This is a genomic window from Streptomyces ardesiacus, from assembly GCF_003112575.1.
Lineage (GTDB): Bacteria > Actinomycetota > Actinomycetes > Streptomycetales > Streptomycetaceae > Streptomyces > Streptomyces ardesiacus.
This window is the reverse complement of record NZ_BEWC01000006.1, coordinates 26128-44329: the sequence shown is the minus strand read 5'-3', so window position 1 is coordinate 44329 and position 18202 is coordinate 26128. Positions and strand designations below refer to the sequence as shown.

17 protein-coding genes are annotated in these 18202 nt (G+C 73.7%); 10 read left to right on the top strand and 7 right to left on the bottom strand.

From position 1 onward, the window contains the following. Nucleotides 1-3: 3 nt before the first annotated feature. Nucleotides 4-441 carry a hypothetical protein gene (locus Sdi02f_RS20225; RefSeq protein ID WP_108933792.1) on the bottom strand — a complete coding sequence of 146 codons (438 nt, stop codon included), beginning with the start codon at nt 439-441 and terminating at the stop codon, nt 4-6. Nucleotides 442-707: 266 nt separating this feature from the next. Here Sdi02f_RS20225 and Sdi02f_RS20220 point away from each other — a divergent pair, with 266 nt between their 5' ends. The 4 genes from Sdi02f_RS20220 (at nt 708) to fxsA (ending at nt 4867) form a co-directional block, all read left to right on the top strand. After that, nucleotides 708-1148 (top strand): Lrp/AsnC family transcriptional regulator, encoded by a 441-nt coding sequence (locus tag Sdi02f_RS20220; protein WP_030399004.1) that lies wholly within the window; start codon nt 708-710, stop codon nt 1146-1148. Between the two features lie 89 nt (nt 1149-1237). After that, a complete protein-coding gene (locus Sdi02f_RS20215; RefSeq protein WP_053638420.1) occupies nt 1238-2842 on the top strand; it encodes an amidohydrolase in 1605 nt (534 codons plus the stop codon). Nucleotides 2843-3366: 524 nt separating this feature from the next. Further along, nucleotides 3367-4242 (top strand): polyprenol monophosphomannose synthase, encoded by an 876-nt coding sequence (locus Sdi02f_RS20210; RefSeq protein WP_107049443.1) that lies wholly within the window; start codon nt 3367-3369, stop codon nt 4240-4242. 46 nt (nt 4243-4288) lie between these two features. Beyond that, nucleotides 4289-4867, top strand: a complete 579-nt coding sequence (gene fxsA / locus Sdi02f_RS20205; RefSeq protein WP_108933791.1) for an FxsA family membrane protein — start codon at nt 4289-4291, stop codon at nt 4865-4867. 93 nt (nt 4868-4960) lie between these two features. Here the strand turns inward: fxsA and Sdi02f_RS20200 are convergent, their stop codons facing one another. From Sdi02f_RS20200 to yczE, 4 genes are all read right to left on the bottom strand, one after another. Then, nucleotides 4961-5335, bottom strand: a complete 375-nt coding sequence (locus Sdi02f_RS20200) for an RNA polymerase-binding protein RbpA (protein ID WP_003977404.1) — start codon at nt 5333-5335, stop codon at nt 4961-4963. A gap of 279 nt (nt 5336-5614) precedes the next feature. After that, entirely contained in the window at nt 5615-6970 is a 1356-nt protein-coding gene (locus tag Sdi02f_RS20195) for an MFS transporter (RefSeq protein WP_108933790.1), read from the bottom strand. Between the two features lie 53 nt (nt 6971-7023). Beyond that, a complete protein-coding gene (locus Sdi02f_RS20190) occupies nt 7024-7791 on the bottom strand; it encodes a glycerophosphodiester phosphodiesterase family protein (RefSeq protein ID WP_031184865.1) in 768 nt (255 codons plus the stop codon). Beyond that, nucleotides 7788-8543, bottom strand: coding sequence for a membrane protein YczE (yczE, locus tag Sdi02f_RS20185; RefSeq protein WP_420707244.1), 756 nt, complete (start codon nt 8541-8543; stop codon nt 7788-7790). The genes Sdi02f_RS20190 and yczE overlap by 4 nt, the downstream gene beginning before the upstream one ends. Before the next feature lie 30 nt (nt 8544-8573). On the opposite strand from yczE, the gene Sdi02f_RS20180 reads away from it, so the two are divergent. Next, on the top strand, nt 8574-10073 hold the full coding sequence (locus Sdi02f_RS20180; protein WP_030398997.1) for an SCO1417 family PLP biosynthesis transcription factor: 1500 nt from the start codon (nt 8574-8576) through the stop codon (nt 10071-10073). A gap of 179 nt (nt 10074-10252) precedes the next feature. Here Sdi02f_RS20180 and Sdi02f_RS20175 read toward each other — a convergent pair whose 3' ends face one another. Then, nucleotides 10253-12016 carry a P-loop NTPase family protein gene (locus Sdi02f_RS20175; RefSeq protein ID WP_108933789.1) on the bottom strand — a complete coding sequence of 588 codons (1764 nt, stop codon included), beginning with the start codon at nt 12014-12016 and terminating at the stop codon, nt 10253-10255. Between the two features lie 52 nt (nt 12017-12068). Continuing rightward, nucleotides 12069-12263 (bottom strand): hypothetical protein, encoded by a 195-nt coding sequence (locus tag Sdi02f_RS20170; RefSeq protein WP_007447353.1) that lies wholly within the window; start codon nt 12261-12263, stop codon nt 12069-12071. 281 nt (nt 12264-12544) lie between these two features. Here Sdi02f_RS20170 and Sdi02f_RS20165 point away from each other — a divergent pair, with 281 nt between their 5' ends. From Sdi02f_RS20165 to Sdi02f_RS20140, 5 genes are all read left to right on the top strand, one after another. Beyond that, the gene (locus Sdi02f_RS20165; protein ID WP_030398995.1) at nt 12545-12937 is read left to right on the top strand and encodes an ankyrin repeat domain-containing protein; all 393 of its coding nucleotides are present in this window, start codon (nt 12545-12547) and stop codon (nt 12935-12937) included. A 334-nt stretch (nt 12938-13271) separates the two neighbouring features. Beyond that, nucleotides 13272-14696 (top strand): hypothetical protein, encoded by a 1425-nt coding sequence (locus tag Sdi02f_RS20155; RefSeq protein ID WP_031082830.1) that lies wholly within the window; start codon nt 13272-13274, stop codon nt 14694-14696. A 151-nt stretch (nt 14697-14847) separates the two neighbouring features. Then, entirely contained in the window at nt 14848-15543 is a 696-nt protein-coding gene (locus Sdi02f_RS20150; RefSeq protein WP_031082828.1) for a GntR family transcriptional regulator, read from the top strand. Between the two features lie 92 nt (nt 15544-15635). Beyond that, nucleotides 15636-17162 (top strand): hypothetical protein, encoded by a 1527-nt coding sequence (locus Sdi02f_RS20145; protein ID WP_108933788.1) that lies wholly within the window; start codon nt 15636-15638, stop codon nt 17160-17162. 88 nt (nt 17163-17250) lie between these two features. Next, nucleotides 17251-18132, top strand: coding sequence for a hypothetical protein (locus tag Sdi02f_RS20140; protein WP_030398991.1), 882 nt, complete (start codon nt 17251-17253; stop codon nt 18130-18132). Nucleotides 18133-18202: the final 70 nt, after the last annotated feature.

Sequence of the window (18202 nt, the reverse complement as noted above, 5' to 3'; positions counted from 1 at the left end):
GCCTCAGGCCGCTTCGCGGCGCATCGTCGGCACCCGCATCGGGCGCGAGCCCGGGCCGCCGACGTGGGAGAAGGGCTGGGTCCGCCAGTCGAGGCCCCGGGGGAGCGTCAACAGCAGGGCGGTGTCCTGCTCGTGGGGCCGGAACGACTCGTCCGCCGGGCGCGCCTCGGTGGCCCGGCGGCCGGTGCCGTCGCAGACCGTGAGCCCGAACGGGTTCCACGGCGAGGCGCACAGCGCGTGCTCCGGCAGCGTTTCCTCGTCCGCCAGCAGCGCGATGGGCTGCGCGCAGTCCGGGCAGATCACCCGGTACATCTCGAAGGTGTCGTAGGCGTCGAGTTCCTCGTCGTCGAAGGCGTCCGGTTCGACGCCCTCCGATACGGGCTGGACGACCGGCTGCTGCCGCTTGGACGTGGTACGACCAGGGCGCTTAAGACTCTGCATGGGTTCTCCCCCTCGGGCTGGGCCGTGACGGCACTGCGGCCTCGACCACAGCAAGCACTTCCCGTCCCCCCACCGGGGTAATCACGAGAACATTACGGAGAACGTTCAACCAGTGTGGTCTTCGTCACATGTCGCTCGCAGGTGCCCCGTGCGGCGGGTTTGTCCCCGCCCGCCCGCCGCCCGGCACCCCGTCACATCACGAACGGGGCATGACCTGGGCCGTTCGGCTATCGGAGGAGATCAACCGCACGGTAGGTTCTTGCGCCATGGAGGAGCTGGACCGACAGATCGTGCGGCTGCTGGTCAAGGACGGGCGGATGAGCTACACCGACCTGGGCAAGGCCACGGGCCTGTCCACGTCGGCCGTGCACCAGCGGGTGCGGCGGCTGGAACAGCGTGGCGTCATCCGCGGTTACGCGGCCGAGGTCGACCCGGAGGCCGTCGGGCTGCCCATGACCGCCTTCATCTCGGTCAAACCGTTCGACCCCAGCGCCCCCGACGACATCGCGGACCGCCTCGCCGGCGTCCCCGAGATCGAGGCCTGCCACAGCGTCGCGGGCGACGAGAACTACATCCTCAAGGTCCGGGTGGCCACCCCGCACGAGCTGGAGGAACTGCTCGCGCGCGTCCGCTCCCTCGCCGGCGTCTCCACCCGTACGACCGTGGTCCTGTCGACCCCGTACGAGGCCCGGCCGCCGCGGATCTGACCGGCGACGCGAGAAGGCACCGGGCCCCGCCCGGCTCCCCGGCCGCCCCGACTGCCGGACGCGGCCCGCCAGGGGCGAGACTGGTGCCCATGAGTGAGTCCACCACCCCGTCCTCGACCGTCCTGCTGCGCCGCGGCGAGGTCCACAGTCCCGCCGACCCCTTCGCGACGGCCATGGTCGTCGAGCGCGGCCAGGTCGCCTGGGTCGGCTCGGAGGGCGCCGCGGACGCCTTCGCGGACGGGGTCGACGAGGTGATCGACCTGGACGGCGCCCTCGTCACCCCGGCGTTCACCGACGCACACGTGCACACCACCGCCACGGGCCTCGCGCTCACCGGCCTCGACCTGAGTGGCGCACCCACCCGCGAGGCCGCCCTGGCCCTCGTACGGGACTTCGCCGCCGCCCGCCCGGACGACCGGGTGCTCCTCGGCCACGGCTGGGACACCGCCCGCTGGCCCGACGGGCGGCCCCCGGCCCGCGCCGAACTGGACGCGGCCACCGGCGGCCGTCCCCTCTACCTCAGCCGCATCGACGTCCACTCGGCCGTCGTCACCACCGCGCTGCTCGACCTGACGCCCGGCGACCTCCCGCGGGGCGACGCACCGCTCACCGGCGACGCCCACCACGCCGTACGCGCCGCCGCCCTCGGGGCCGTCACCCCGGCCCAGCGCGCCGAGGCCCAGCGCGCCGCCCTCGCGCACGCCGCCTCCCTCGGCATCGGAACCGTTCACGAATGCGCAGGCCCGGAGGTCTCCTCCGAGGACGACCTCACCGGCCTGCTGCGCCTGTCGGCCGGGGAACCGGGTCCGCGGGTGATCGGCTACTGGGCCGAGCAGGACGTCGACAAGGCGCGGGAACTGGGCGCCGTCGGCGCCGCCGGCGACCTCTTCGTCGACGGCTCCCTCGGCTCGCACACCGCCTGCCTGCACCAGCCCTACGCCGACGCCGGACACACCGGCACCGCCCACCTGGACGCCGCCGCGGTGGCCGCCCACGTCGTCGCCTGCACCGAGGCCGGCCTCCAGGCGGGCTTCCACGCCATCGGGGACGCCGCCGTGACCGCCGTCGTGGAGGGAGTGCGCGCCGCCGCCGAGAAGGTGGGCCTCGCCCGCGTCCGCGCCGCCCGGCACCGGATCGAGCACGCCGAGATGCTCACCCCGGAGACCGTCGCGGCCTTCGCCGAACTGGGTCTGACCGCCTCCGTCCAGCCCGCCTTCGACGCGCTCTGGGGCGGCGAGGACGGCATGTACGCCCAGCGCCTGGGCGCGGAGCGGGCCCGCACGCTCAACCCCTACGCGGCCCTGCTGCGCGCCGGTGTACCGCTCGCCTTCGGCTCCGACAGCCCGGTCACCCCCCTCGACCCCTGGGGCACCGTCCGCGCCGCCGCCTTCCACCGGACCCCGGAGCACCGCGTCTCCGTCCGCGCCGCGTTCACGGCGCACACGCGCGGCGGCTGGCGGGCGATCGGCCGCGACGACGCGGGCGTCCTGGTGCCGGGCGCGCCCGCGGACTACGCCGTGTGGCGTACCGGCGACCTCGTGGTCCAGGCCCCGGACGACCGGGTGGCGCGCTGGTCGACCGACCCGCGCTCGGGCACGCCCGGCCTGCCCGACCTGGCCCCCGGCCGGGACCTGCCGGTCTGCCTGCGGACCGTGGTGGGCGGCCGGACCGTCTTCGTACGGCCGGGCGAGTGATCTCCACGGCCGACGGGGCGGTGATCTTCGTGCGGCCCCGACCTGCGCCTCCTCCGCGCTGACCTGCGCATTGGCGACAAAGGCGCAGGTCGTAGGGCTGTTGACAGGCGACGGCGGGGGGCCGGTAGGTTCGGCGGAGTCCACCACCGGACGCCCGACCGGGGAAACTTCCGCATACGCGTCGCGGCGCCGCTGAGTCAGGGACGGTGTGCCGCACCGGGGCACCGTCGCTGGGAGCCAGGCTCAGTGCCCGCGCCACGACGAGGGAACGTTCCGGCCGGTCGGGAGGTGTGACCCGGGTGGGGCCCGGGCGCTCAGTAGACAACGGCTCAGGTCGACCCGCAGCCGGCGGGTCCCGGGCCGGCCCGAAGGGCGCCGGGCCCCCATCCGTCGCACAACGTGCCGAAACGGCCATCCCTACCCCGCTTCCCGGGAACCGACACCACCGAAGGACCGTCCTGTCACGTTGACGCAGGCCGCGGCGATTATGGTGGTGGTCTGTGCACGGACACGAAGGGGCAGTGGTGAACGACGGCGACGGGACGCCCGCGGCTGCGGGGCGTGAGAGGCGGTTCGGCCCGCTGGGCACGGCCCTGGTGATCATCCCGACCTACAACGAGGCGGAGAACATCAAGGCGATCGTCGCGCGCGTGCGCGAGGCCGTCCCCGAGGCACACGTGCTCGTGGCCGACGACAACAGCCCGGACGGCACCGGCGAGCTCGCCGACGAACTGGCCGCCGCGGACGACCACGTCCAGGTCATGCACCGCAAGGGCAAGGAAGGTCTGGGCGCCGCCTACCTCGCGGGCTTCCGCTGGGGCATGGAGCACGGCTACGGCGTACTGATCGAGATGGACGCCGACGGCTCCCACCAGCCCGAGGAACTGCCCCGGCTGCTGACCGCCCTCAAGGGTGCCGACCTGGTGCTCGGCTCCCGCTGGGTGCCGGGCGGCCGGGTGGTGAACTGGCCCAAGTCCCGCGAGTTCATCTCGCGCGGCGGCAGCATGTACTCGCGGATCGCGCTCGACCTGCCGCTGCGCGACATCACCGGCGGCTACCGCGCCTTTCGCCGCGAGACCCTCGAAGGGATCGGCCTCGAAGAGGTCGCCTCGCAGGGGTACTGCTTCCAGGTCGACCTCGCCCGTCGGGCGATCAAGGCGGGCTACCACGTCGTCGAGGTGCCGATCACGTTCGTCGAGCGCGAACTGGGCGACTCCAAGATGAGCCGCGACATCCTCGTCGAGGCCCTGTGGCGGGTCACCACGTGGGGTGTGGGGGAGAGGGTCGGCAAGGTGCTGGGGCGCGACAAGCGGCCCGGTGACAAGTCGTCCGGGCCGGCCGGGACCGCGGAGCCGGCGGAGTCGGCGGAGTCGGCGAAGGTGTCCGACGGCAAGGCCTGACCTCCCCCTTATGCCGCACTGAGCCGGGGCCAGGCACACTGGGAGTATGACGACAGGCGCCCAGACCCCCAGGTCCCCCGCCCGGCCCCCGCGCTCCCGGCTGCGCACGTTTCTGCCGCTGGGCGTCGCCCTGTGGCTGGTGCTGGAGATCTGGCTGCTGACCGTGGTCGCGGGAGCGTCCAACGGCTTCGTGGTCTTCCTGCTGCTGGTCGCCGGTGTCGTCCTCGGATCCGTGGTCATCAAGGCGGCCGGCCGCCGGGCCTTCCGCAACCTCACGGACACGCTCAACCAGCAGCAGTCGGGTATCCCGCCCGAGTCCGCCCGCCCGAACAGCGAGGGCAACGGCCTGATGATGCTGGGCGGGCTGCTCCTGATCCTGCCCGGTCTGATCTCGGACGTGCTCGGCCTGCTGATGCTGCTGCCCCCGGTGCAGAAGGCCGTCAGCCGCTACGCCCAGCGGACGGTCGAGCGCAAGCTCCGCGACGCCGGCCCGGGCACCCTGGGCGACGCCTTCCGGCAGGCCAGGATGCACCGCCCGGACGGCAAGGTGGTCCAGGGCGAGGTCATACGGGACGAGCACCCGGACGACACCCCGCAGGGTCCCCGTCCTCCGCTGACGCGCTGAGTCCTTCCCCGGGCACGACAAAACCGCGGGTGCCGTACATGGCTTCATGTACGGCACCCGCGGCTGTCGGGCTGTGTCGCCTACGGTCTCCCGCTACGCACTCTTACGGCTGTCTCGCGGATGGACCGCGATGTTCATCGCGCCGGAGCGCAGAACGGCCAGCCGCTCCTCGAGGACCTCTTCGAGCTCCTCGCGGGTGCGTCGCTCCATCAGCATGTCCCAGTGCGTACGCGCGGGCTTGGCCTTCTTCTCCTCAGGGCCGTCGCCGTCCACCAGAAGTGCCTGGGCCCCGCAGACCTTGCACTCCCACTCCGGCGGGATCTCCGCCTCGACCGAGAACGGCATCTCGAAACGATGCCCCTTCTCGCATGCGTACTCCACGGCCTGGCGCGGGGCCAGGTCGATGCCGCGGTCCGTCTCGTAGCTGGTCACCACGAGGCGCGTGCCGCGAAGAGCTCGCTCACTCATGAATCGTGCCTCCCGGGCTTGTCGCCCACAGGACAGGTGTGTCGCTGTCGTCGTCATCCGGTCAACGTCCGGGCGGCGGTAAAGATTCCCGTCCCGACTCCCGATCCGGGCCCTGCGTCGCCGTCGCAGCCGCAGCCTTGCAACCAGTGCAGTACCCGCCGACGTCCGGTTTGTCACCTCTGCAGACAGACGTGACATAGCGATTCGGCACCTTTGACGCGCAGTAACGGTACGCCTGGCAGGCCAAACGCGTACACTACAGCCCTTTCGCGCCCAGCGCTAAATCCTTTCGGGTACCGGATTGCCCGCGTCGGCGATCGCCCGCCGCACGGACACGCGCGCCAGCAGCAGGAAACCGATCACGAAGAAGGCGACCAGCGAGATGATCGCGTCGCGGTAGCTCCCGGTGAGCTGGTAGGTGAGGCCGAAGAGCAGCGGCCCTAGCCAGCTCATCCCGCGGTCGCTCATCTCGTACGCCGAGAAGTACTCGGCCTCCTTGCCCGGCGGGACCAGGTGGGAGAACAGGGAGCGGGACAGCGCCTGGCTGCCGCCCAGGACGAGCCCGATCCCCGCGGCCAGCACGAAGAACCAGCCGGGTGCCCCGGCGGGCAGGAAGTACCCGGCGGCGAGGGTCACCGTCCAGGCGACCAGCGATCCCAGGATCGTGCGCTTGGCCCCGTACCTCCGGGCCAGCAGGCCCAGCGCCAGCGCGCCCGCCACCGCCAGTACCTGGACCAGCAGCACCGCCACGATGAGCGTGGACTGCCCGAGACCCAGTTCCTCGGAGCCGTAGACCGAGGCCTGGGAGATCACCGTCTGGATGCCGTCGTTGTAGACCAGGTAAGCCAGCAGGAAGGCCAGCGTCAGCGGGCGGCGGCGCATGTCCCGGACGGTCGCCGCGAGCTGCCGGAAGCCGGGCAGCGCGGCCTCCCGGGCCACCGCCCGCCGGTCCCGCAGCCGGCGCAGCGGAACGAGCGCGAAGGCGCCCCACCACAGGCCGGCCGACGCCAGACAGATACGGACCGCCGCGCTCTCGCTCAGCCCGAAGGAATCGTGGCCGGTGTACAGGATCAGGTTGGCGACCAGGACCAGGGAACCGGCCGCGTAGCCGAAGGCCCAGCCGCGGGAGGAGACCGCGTCGCGCTCCTCGGGCGGGGCGATCTGCGGCAGGTAGGAGTTGTAGAGCATCATCGCGACCGACTGCGCCGCGTTGGCGACGACCAGGAGCAGGCCGCCCAGCAGATAGCGGTCGCCGTCGAGGAAGAACATGCCGGTCGTGGCCGCCGCGCCGGTGTACGCGGCGGCGGCCAGCAGTGGCTTCTTGCGGCCCGAGCGGTCGGCGGCGGCACCCACCAGGGGCATCACCAGCACCGCCACGACGACCGACAGCGACACCGAGTACGCGAAGAACGACCCGGCGCGCACCGGGATGCCCAGCGGGTGGACGTACCCGTCCGCGTCCGCCGCCGACTCGGCGACCGAGGTCAGGTAGGGCCCCAGGAACACGGTGAGCACGCTCGTCGAGTAGACGGAGCACGCCCAGTCGTAGAAGTACCAGCCGCGCTGCTCGCGCCGCCGTTCGGCCGCCCCGTCGGCTCCGTCGGCCGCGTCCGTCCGCAGGGTGTCGGTGCCCACCCGTGCCCTCGCCTCCCCGTGCACGCGCACCGCCCCCGGGGCGCGGCCGGGCCTCATGCCCAGACGCCGCGGTCCTCCATGACCTTGCGCAGTGTGTCGATGTGATCGGTCATGATGCCATCCACTCCCAGATCCAGGAGCCGGTGCATCCGGTCCGGGTCGTTCACCGTCCAGACGTGCACCTGCAGCCCGCGCGCGTGGGCGGCGCGCACGAAGCGGTGGTCCACCACGCGGACGCCCGACTGCGCCTCGGGGACCTGGGCGGCCACCGCCGAGCGGCGCGGCACGGCCGGTAGGCCCCAGGAACGCAGCCGCAGACCGAGGACGCCCCGGGTGCCGTACGAGGTGGCCAGGCGCGGCCCGGCCAGGCGCTGGGCGCGGACCACGCGCGCCTCGGAGAACGAGCCGACGCAGATCCGGTCCCAGGCGTCGTGCCGTCGGACCAGTTCGAGCAGGGGCCGCAGCGCGGACTCCGCCTTCACGTCGACGTTCCAGCGCGTCCCGGGAAAGGTCTCCAGCAGCTCCTCGAAGAGCGGGACCGGTTCCTCGCCCGCCACGCGCGCGTGCCGCACGTCCTGCCACGGCAGGTCGGCGATCCGCCCGGCGCCGTCGGTCACCCGGTCCAGGGTCGCGTCGTGGAAGGCGACCAGCCTCCCGTCCCGCGTGGCGTGCACGTCGGTCTCGATGTACCGGTAGCCGGCCTCCACCGCGCGGCGGAACTGCCGCAGCGTGTTCTCCAGGCCGTCCGCCGCCCCGCCCCGGTGGGCGAACGGGATCGGGCCGGGATGGTCGAGGTAGGGGTGGCGTATCGGCGTGGTCACCGACGCAGTATCGCGCGCCGGGGTTGACCGGCGGCAACCAGCGTGCTGCCGTCCGGTGCCGACGGCACGGCGAACACGCGCAGGAACACCTGGGCCAGCGGTCCGATCGACACCGCGTAGAGCAGGGTGCCGAGACCGACCGTGCCGCCGAGGGCGAAGCCCGTCACCACGACGGTGATCTCGACGGCGGTCCGCACCAGCCGGACCGAGAACCCGGTGCGCTGGTTCAGCCCCGTCATCAGGCCGTCGCGCGGACCCGGGCCGAACCGCGCGGCGATGTACAGCCCGGTCGCCGCACCGTTCAGGACGATGCCCGCCACCATCGCGGCGATCCGCAGCGCCCAGCCACGGGCGTCCGGCACGACGCCGAGCGTGGCGTCCATCGCGGCGCCGATCACCAGCACGTTGGAGACCGTGCCGAGCCCCGGCCGCTGGCGCAGCGGTATCCACAGCAGCAGGACCACCGCGCCCACGATCGTCAGCACCACGCCCATCGACAGCCCGGTGTGCTCGGCGAGGCCCTGGTGCAGCACGTTCCAGGGCTCCAGCCCGAGTCCGGACCTGACCAGCAGCGCGGAACTCGCGCCGTAGAGCACGAGGCCGCCGTAGAGCTGGCTCAGCCGCCGCGGGAGTCGGCCCGGCTGCCCGGTCCGCGTGGTGTGAGTGGTCCGCCTGGACAAGAGATGCCCCCCTGTGTGGTCGTAGTGGCCTGCCGCATGACACCCTGTGGCCTGGGAGGGAGAGTCAACCATGGCCAATTCGGGGAAGGTGGACTGATTTCCATGGCGCAGTGGACCTCGGCCGTGGGAGCGGGGCAACTGGCCCGGCTTCTCGGCTCGCAGCAGGACCGCCCGGCCGGGCCCGGCACCCGCCGCCCACCGGCCTACCGCGCGCTCGCCGACGGCATCCGGCTGCTCGTGCTGGAGGGACGCGTCCCGGTCGCCGCCCGGCTGCCCGCCGAACGCGAGCTGGCCCTCGCCCTGACCGTCAGCCGCACCACCGTCGCCGCCGCCTACGAGGCGCTGCGCGCCGAGGGCTTCCTGGAGTCCCGGCGGGGCGCGGGCAGCTGGACCGCCGTTCCGGCCGGCAATCCGCTGCCGGCCCGAGGTCTGGAACCGCTGCCGCCCGAGGCCCTCGGGTCCGTGATCGACCTGGGGTGCGCGGCGCTGCCCGCCCCCGAGCCCTGGCTCACCCGCGCGGTGCAGGGCGCCCTGGAGGAACTGCCGCCGTACGCGCACACCCACGGCGACTACCCGGCCGGGCTGCCCGCGCTGCGCGCGATGATCGCCGAGCGCTACACCGCGCGCGGCATCCCGACGATGCCCGAGCAGATCATGGTGACCACCGGGGCCATGGGCGCGATCGACGCCATCTGCCACCTCTTCGGCGGACGCGGCGAGCGCATCGCCGTGGAGTCGCCGTCCTACGCCAACATCCTCCAGCTGATGCGCGAGGCCGGGGCCCGGCTGGTGCCCGTCGCGATGGCCGAGGGGCTCACCGGCTGGGACGTGGACCGCTGGCGGCAGGTGCTGCGCGACGCCGCGCCCCGTATCGCCTACGTCGTCGCCGACTTCCACAATCCCACCGGCGCGCTCGCCGACGACGACCAGCGGCGGCGCCTGGTCGACGCGGCCCGCTCGGCGGGGACGGTGCTGGTGGCCGACGAGACGATGACCGAGCTGCGGCTCGACGACGACGTCGAGATGCCGCGCCCGGTGTGCGCCTTCGACCCGGCCGGGTCCACCGTGATCACGGTCGGCTCCGCGAGCAAGGCCTTCTGGGCCGGGATGCGCATCGGCTGGGTCCGGGCCGCGCCCGACGTGGTCCGCAGCCTGGTCGCCGCGCGCGCGTACGCCGATCTGGGCACGCCGGTGCTGGAGCAGCTCGCCGTGAACTGGCTGTTCAACTCCGGCGGCTGGGAGCAGGCCGTGACGGTGCGCCGCGAGCAGGCCCGGCAGAACCGGGACGAGCTGGTGGCGGCGGTACGGCGGGAGCTGCCCGGCTGGGAGTTCGAGGTGCCCCGGGGCGGCCTCACCCTCTGGGTGCGGACCGGCGGCCTGTCGGGCTCCCGGCTCGCCGAGGCGGGGGAGCGGGTGGGCGTGCGGGTGCCGTCCGGGCCGCGCTTCGGGGTGGACGGCGCCTTCGAGGGGTATGTCCGGCTCCCGTTCACGGTGGGCGGCGCGGTGGCCGAGGAGGCGGCGGTACGACTGGCCGCGGCGGCCCGGCTGGTGGAGAACGGGGGCACCGGCGGCGGCGAGGCACCGCGCACGTTCGTGGCCTAGGGACCCTCCGGCGGAGCGGGCCGTGGGCGCACCACCGGCGCTCGTGCGCCCCGGCCGGCGGAGCCCGGCCCGGAGGGCCGTCGCACTCGGGACGGCGCCGACGCGCTCCGGCCGCCGGTGTTCGCGGACGCGAGGGGGCCGGGGCGGCGCGGTGGGTCGCGCCGGCCCCGGCCCGCGTGTCAGGAGGTCTCCGCAGCGACCGCCTTGGCCGGGACCGGCTCAGACGGAGCCGGCTCGGCCGCCGGCGGCCCCGCCGGCTCCGCGTTCGTCGCGGCCCCGTCCGGCTCGCCCGCGGTCACCGGGGCCGGGGCTGGGGCGTCCCTCTTCTCCATGGAGACGGCTTTCGCTTCGGCCGCCGCTTCCGCTTCCGCTTCCGCTGCCGCCGCCTCCGCCTTGGCCTCCGGCGGAAGGGGCGCCTGTTCCCCGTCCGCCGGTGTCGTGCGCGGGGGGAGCAGGTCGAGCACCGCCTGCCGGTGCGCCTCGCTCGTCGCGTCGTCGTAGGGGTCCGGGGTGGCCGGCACCTGGAGGCGGTGCACCGGTCCGGTGCCGAGGCGGGCGTACCCCCGCCCGGGCGGGACCTGGTCGACGGGCGTGGTGTGCGGGGGAGCGCCCAGCGCGGTCGTCAGCTCGTCCACGCTCGCCGGGCCGAGCACGACACGCGCGCGCGTGTGCTGGCGTACGGCGTCGGTGAGGCCGTCCAGGGCGTCCAGCTGGTCGGCGACGACCACGGTCACGTTCGCGGCCCGGCCGTGCCGCAGCGGGAGCTGGAGCAGGGTCTGCGGGTCGCGTCGGCCGTCCGTTTCCGCGAGGTGGGTGAAGGCGGTGGGGCGGTCCAGGAAGACCCACAGGGGACGCCGGGTGTCGTCCGGCGCCGCCAGGCCCTGCTGACGGGCCCGGTTCACGGAGATGAGGCGCCGTTCCGTTTCCGCGGCGGCCCACTCCAGGCTGGTCAGCGCGCCGGTGAGGCCGCACTCCACGGCCAGGACGCCGTCCCGGCCGACCAGGCAGGCGTACTCCCCGGTGCCGCCGCCGTCCACGATCAGCAGGTCGCCGTGGTGCAGCGCCTGGAGGGCGATCGAGCGCAGCAGGGTGGAGGTGCCGGTGCCGGGCTGTCCCAGGACCAGCAGGTGGGGCTCGGTCGAGCGGATGCCGGTGCGCCAGACGACCGGCGGCACGTCCCGCTGCTCCGCGCCGTGGGTGAGCGGGAGCGTGCGCTGGACGCCGGCCGGGTCGGTGAAGCCCAGGACGGTCTCGCCGGGCGCCGTCACGAAGCGCTGGGCGGCGATGTCGGTGGGGAGCGCGGGGAGCACGTCCACGGCGAGGTGGTTGGCCTCCTCGTCCCAGGTGAAGCGGTACTCGCGGCCCCGCCCGGACTTCGTGGCGAGCAGGTGCTCGATCCGGGCGCGGGACTCCGCCTCGCCGTCGGTGAAGTAGGCGGGGTAGCGGATCACCAGGTGGGTGACGCGGCCGTCGTCGTCGAACTCGTGGGCCGGGACGGCCTTCTCCCACCCGCCGCCGTGGGAGTACAGCGGGTCGGGGTCCTCGGCGATCGAGAAGTACGGGACCAGCGCCTCGTAGAGCGACTGCAGACGCCGGCTCCGCGAGTCGTCGGGGGCCGCGGGCGCGGGCGGGGTGCGGTCCCTGCCCTGCCAGGCCGCCGCCGCCATCAGGACGACGACGGCGAGCAGCGGACCGTACGGCACGAGTGCCACGACCAGGACCACCGAGGCCACCAGGAACAGGAGCGCGCCGCGCCGGTCCTTGGGGGTCTCGGTCCACCTGCGCCCCGCGGCCGAGGCCAGGCGGCGCAGACCGCGGGCGATCGTGATCAGCGGCTGGAGGACGTCGGTGGCGCCGTCGGCCGCCGTCCGGGCCAGCTCCCGGCTCCGGGCGAGCTGTGCGCCGCCGTTGCTCAGAATGCGGGGGAGGGGCCGCCGGGCCACTGCTGCCTCCTGGAGGTGCGTACGTGCGGATGTCGGGCGGGGGAGCGGGTCGTCAGAACTTGATGCCGCCGAGGAGACCCGCCAGGCTCTCGCCGCCCGCCTTGATGCTCGGGGCGATGGCCGTACTCGCGAGGTAGAACCCGAAGAGAACGGCGACCAGCAGGTGCGAGGCCTTGAGGCCGTCCTTGCGGAAGAAGATGAAGACGACGACGCCGAGCAGGACGACGCCGGAGATCGAGAGGATCATGTGAGTTCTCCTGGTTCACGGGGACAGTCACCATGAGTACTGCCAGGCTCACAGCATGTATCCATACGATAAAAGGTGCAAATGGGGGAAATTCGCGAGAATTGCCCCAGGTGGCAGAGGGGTCCTTGATCCGCTCGGGTGTCCCACGAGCCAGTACCCTGGCGATTCGCTCGCACGGCCACACCGCTCGTGGCCGTGCGCACACGTTGTCCCCGGCGCCCGTCGGCTTCAGGACGGGCGTCACGTTCGCAGTGACTGTGCAGTGAGAGGTGGTCCGGCCGATGAGTGAAGCCCCCGACCCCGAGGTCGTGGAGCTGGCGACCAAGATCTTCGACCTGGCCCGGCAGGGGCGGACCGAAGAGCTGGTGGCGTACGTGGACGCCGGTGTCCCGGCCGATCTCACCAACGACCGCGGCGACTCCCTCGTCATGCTCGCCGCCTACCACGGCCACGCCGACGCGGTGCGCGCGCTGCTCGCCCGCGGCGCCGACGCCGACCGGGTCAACGACCGGGGGCAGACGCCACTCGCCGGAGCCGCCTTCAAGGGGGAGACGGAAGTGACCAGGGCGCTTCTGGAGGCCGGCGCGGACCCGGCGGCGGGCACCCCGTCGGCCGTCGACACGGCGCGGATGTTCGCCCGGACGGACCTGCTGGAGCTGTTCGGCGCCTCGTGACGGGGCGGCGGAACGGAACCCGCCCGGGACCGCTCCGCACTTTCTGACCAGGGAAAACACTGAAAACGGGGGAGGCGGTACAGGGCCGCCGAAATTTCGGTCGCGGCAGATGTGACCGCCGGGTCATCATGACGACGTGGTTCACGGACGTGATGGCTGGGCAGATGTTGCCGCACCGCGCGGGCCGTGACACGGCCCGCAAGGGCCACCGACGAGAGGCAGAGGAACATGGCTTTCAGCAAGCAAGAGACGGCGGGCGCTCCGACGTGTTGGCGCACGGCCAGGTAACGCGTGCTCCCCGGTTGCGTCGACGCTTGATGTGAGGCTGTTTCCCATGTTCGATCCGGTCATAGCGCCCAGCGGCACGCTGCTCGGCCTGCTTCAGCGGGGTCGCGGCGACGGCACGCTGCACGCGCTCACCGCTCCGCGCGCCGAAGCGCTCGCGGCGCTGAACCACTGTGTGCTCCACGACCCCCGCCACGACTGGCAGGTCGAGAACCGCTCCCTCTACTACGCCCGCCTCTACCTCGACCTGGACGGCGAGCTGGACGCGGTCGAGGCCCACCTGTTCGACCCCGAGGACGTCCTGGACGCCGACGAGTCGCGCACCGGGCTGGCCCTCGCGGTCCTGGGCCACCTCGCCTCCTACGGCAGGCTGGACGCGCTCCAGTTGCTGCGCCGGTACGCCGCTCACGGCGTCAACTGGGCGTGGGCCCTGGACGAACTGGCGCTGCGCGACGACGACGCCGGTCTGCGCGCCCTCGCCGCCCCCGTGCTCGCCCGCTTCCCGCGCGACGCCGAGGGCGAGGCCGAACTCGCCGTCGCGATGCGGGAGGCCTTCGAACCCCGGCCCTGGCGCCTGTGGGCCGACGACCCCCGCGAATCGATCGCCACGCGCGTGCGTGCCGCCCAGGAGACGGGCTGCTTCGACCGCTGGCAGCGCCAGATGAACTCCACCGGGCCGCGTCCCGGCTGGAGCGTGCGGGCCGTGTTCGAGTGGGCCGAGCAGGGCGTCGAGCGCGGCACCCCGCTCCATGTGCCGGCCGCCCGCTGCCTCACGGCCGTCGCCGGCCCCGAGGACCGCCCCGAGATCGTCGAGGCGGCGCGGTCCGGCACCGAGGGCGCCCGCTGCACCGCCCTGCGCTATCTCGCCGACAGCGACGACCCGGACGTCCTCGACCTGATCGAGGGGGCCGTGGCCACCGGCTCCGCCCCGGTCGTGGAGGGCGCCGTCGCCGCCTACGAGCGGATGCGCGGCCCCGCCGCCGTCGACCGGGCCCGCGGCTGGGTGCACCGGCCCGACGCCCTGGGGGCCGCCGCCGGGCGCGTGCTGGCCTGCCGGGGCGCCGCCCAGGACCGCGATCTCGTCCTCGCCGCGCTGCGCGAGGCGGTACGCGGTGAAGGCCCCGATGCGCCGACCCTGTGGACCCTCGTCGACGGCACCGGACGGCTCGGCATCGCCTGCGCCGCCCCCGTACTGCGCCACATCTACCGCGAGACCGCCTCCTCCCACCTGCGCGGCCGGGCCGCCCGCGCGCTGGCCGCCACCGATCCGTCCTTCGCGGCGGGCTTCGCCGTCGAGTGCCTGTGGGACTGCGAGGAGACCACCCGCGAACTCGCCGCCCGCCACGCCGAGACCGGCGACAACCGCGTCGTGGAACGGCTGCGCAGACTCGCCAGCGACCCGGCCGAGGAGGACGAGGTCCAGACGGCGGTGCGCAGCCGCTTCGGCCCGGACGCGGACGCGCCGGCCGTGTGAGCGCCGCACCGCCGTCGCGGGCGGCCCTCTCCCCGAGCGCGTGAAGCACGGCAGGCCCGGGCGCCCCGCCGGGCCCCGGGCCCGCTCGATCGTTCAACGATCCCTCGATACCCCTATTGTTTCGTCCTCGCATCTGCGATTGAATCCCGGCATGGCAGAGCAGTTGACGGGACTGGCCGGCGACCGTGCCCTCCTCGGGCGGACCAGTACCGCCGAGCGGGTCTCGGACATCCTCAGGAGCCGGATAGCCGAGGGCTACTTCCCGCCCGGAACCCGGCTCTCGGAGGACAGCATCGGCGGCGCCCTCGGCGTCTCCCGCAACACCCTGCGCGAGTCGTTCCGCCTGCTCACCCACGAACGCCTGCTCGTCCACGAACTGAACCGGGGCGTCTTCGTCCGCGTCCTGACCGTCGAGGACGTCGAGGACATCTACCGCACCCGCTCCCTCGTCGAGTGCGCCGTCGTCCGCGGCCTCGGCGAGCCGCCGTACCGGCTGGGCGGGCTCGCCGAAGCCGTCGAGGCCGGGCGCCGGTCGGCCGGTGAGGGCGACTGGAAAGGCGTGGGTACGGCCAACATCCACTTCCACCGGGAACTGGTCGCCCTCGCCGGCAGCGAACGCACCGACGAACTGATGCGCAGCGTCTTCGCCGAACTGCGCCTCGCCTTCCACGTCGTGGACGACCCGCGGCGCCTGCACGAGCCGTACATCGCCAAGAACGCGGAACTCCTCAAGACCCTGGAGAACGGGGAGCGGGAGGAGGCGGCGCACATGCTCGCGGTCTACCTCGACAACTCGCTCGAGCGCGTCGTGGAGGTCTACCTGCGGCGCGTCGGGGACGACGCGTAGGCCCGGGCCGTCCGGCCGCCCGTCCCCGTGCCTCCCGGGGCAGATCTGCGCCGTTTGGGCCGATGTCAGACCGAGGACCTAGTCTGTGCACCGTGACTTCGCCTGCATCGACGGACAGCGTTCCGCCCCAGCTCGGCGCGGGGCCGCGCCCCGCCCCGGGCCCGGCCGCCGACGAGGGGCTGGCGCGGCGGCTGCGCGCGCTCGCCTGCACCGCGCCGCTGCACGACCTCGACGCACGCAAGGCCAACCTCGCCGGTGAGTACTCGGTGTACGGCATGGCGGAGGTCGCCCTCGCCGCCATCGACCTCGTCACGCTGAACATGGACTTCGACACGGGCGCCGACCACGACCAGATAGTGGCCAGGCTCATCCCGCGCGTCGCCGCCCAGGCCCCGCACCGCCCCGCCGCCGAGCACGAGCGGGTGGCCCGCTGGGTCCTGGAGAACCTGATCAACGTCGGCAGCGTCGACCGCGGCTTCCGCGCGGTGTACGGCACCTTCGGACCGGACGGCACCTATGTGCGCCGGGACTACGACTTCAAGCTCCTCGAAGAGGTCCCCGGCCCCGGCGGCACCGTCTACCTGCGCACCACCGACGAAGCGGTCAACGTCCTCGTCGGCGCCCTGGACACCGACGTCACCAGCGCCCAGATCGCCGCCGAGGTCAAGCTCGAGGTGTTGATCAGCCGCGGTCGCCTCGCCGACGCCCAACTGGCCGCCGAACAGGCCCGGTACCGGACCGTGCAGTACTCCGAGACGCTGCGCAGGGCCCTGGACGCCACCCGGCGCAACGTCCGCGCGGTGGACTGGCTCACCGCCGTCCCCGACATGATCGCCGAGGCCCTGGACCACGTCGCCGACCGGTACCGCCACGAGAACGCGATCCTCACCAACATCCGCAAGGCCCGCGACGAGACCGAGGACGCCGAGCACAAGCGCCGCGCAGCCGAGCTGGTCGACATCGTCAAGGACTGCATCCGCCGCCACACCCAGCTCCAGTCCCGCCTCCTGGAAGCGGGCCCGCTCTTTCGCGCGGAACAGGACCGGCAGGCCTTCGCGACCCCCCTGACCACCTCCGGCCTCGACCTGTACGGCCACCTCGTCGCCCCCGTGCTGCCGCTGCCCGTGGAGAGAGCGCTGCGCGTCACCGACGCCTTCTTCGCCCGCGGCACCGGCCTGCGCACGCCCGTCTCCGTCCGGGTCGGCGACCTCGTCGACCTGCTCCTGACCCCGCCGGTGGAGCGGGAGCACCTGGGCGCCGAGATGCCGGAGCCCGACCTGATCGCCACCCCGGACGACAGCCGATTCAGCGAGGAACAGCTCGCGGCCGCCATGGAGCTGCTCGACCTGCCGCACGACGCCCCGCGCCGCCTGTCGGGACTGCTGGCCGACGCCCGCGAACGGGACGCGGACCTGCCGTACCTCGTGGCCCTGCTCGCCGTCCACGCGGCCAGCCCGCCGGTCGGCACCGCCTACCGCCAGGGCGAGCCGAAGCTGCTGTTCGCCGTGGACGACGGCACCGAGCTGGACGACCCCGAGTTCGGCGGCGCCGACCTCATCGTCGGCACGGCGCTGCTGGACGCGGCGGGCATGGCCGCGGACCGTACGGAGGCCGCATGACCGGCCCGCGCCGCCCCGCCCACCGTCCCACCCACCGCCTGTCCCGCCACCGCGGCACAGAGCGGCAGCACAGCAAGGAGTACCGACCGTGACCGAGCACGTCGACCGGAGCGAACCGGAGGCGGGTGCCGCACCGGCCACCGCGGCCGTCACGCCCGCCGACGCCGCCGACGCGGCGCGGCTCGTCGCCTTCGGCCTCCAGCCCAAGCTGCTCCCCGCCCGCGACCAGGAGTACGCCGACCTGCTGCGCCGCTACCGCGAGGACCCGCCCTTCGCCCGGCTCGCCGACGCCGTGGCCGCCGGTCTCGGACTCGTCGTCCTGGAGGTGTCCCCCCGCGCGGGGATGGCCGTCACCGCCGCCGAGGACTCGGTGTTCGCCGTCCGCATGGGCGACTACGCGCGCCGCGCCGCCACCGACTCCGGCGACCGCTTCCTGCACGGCCTCGCCCACCTCGCCGTCGCCGCCATGGCCTACCCCCGCCCCGAGGACCTGGCCGACGACGGCTACATCGGCCGCGTCACGGTCAACGGCGTGGACGCGTTCGTCCGTCAGGCCTGCCGCCGGCTCGAGGAGCGCGCGGAGCAGCAGGGCGAGAACACCGACCCTGCCACCGACGCCCCCGGCCTGGAGGCCGCCTGGCGGATCTGGGTCAGGCGCAGTGCGACCGGCGCCACCAAGGACGCCCGCAGACTCCCGGGCTCCACCACCGGCATCGTAGGCAAGGCCGCCGCGTTCCTCACCGAGTCCGGCTTCCTCCAGCGCACCGGCGACGACCACGGCGGCACCTACCGGACGACCGCCCGCTACCAGCTCCAGGTGCGCGACATGGCGGGCAGCGCCGCCATGGCCGAGCTGCTCGACCTGGGCGTCGTCCCGGTCACCGACGGCACCGCGACGCTGCTGCCCGCCGAGGAGACGGACGACCTGGAGCTGGTCGCCGACGCCGGCCTGCCCTTCCACTCCTCCTGACCCGCCTCGCGCCGGCCGCACCCCGCCGACCGCCGCGCCCCCGTCCGAACGTCCCCGACTTCCGAAGACT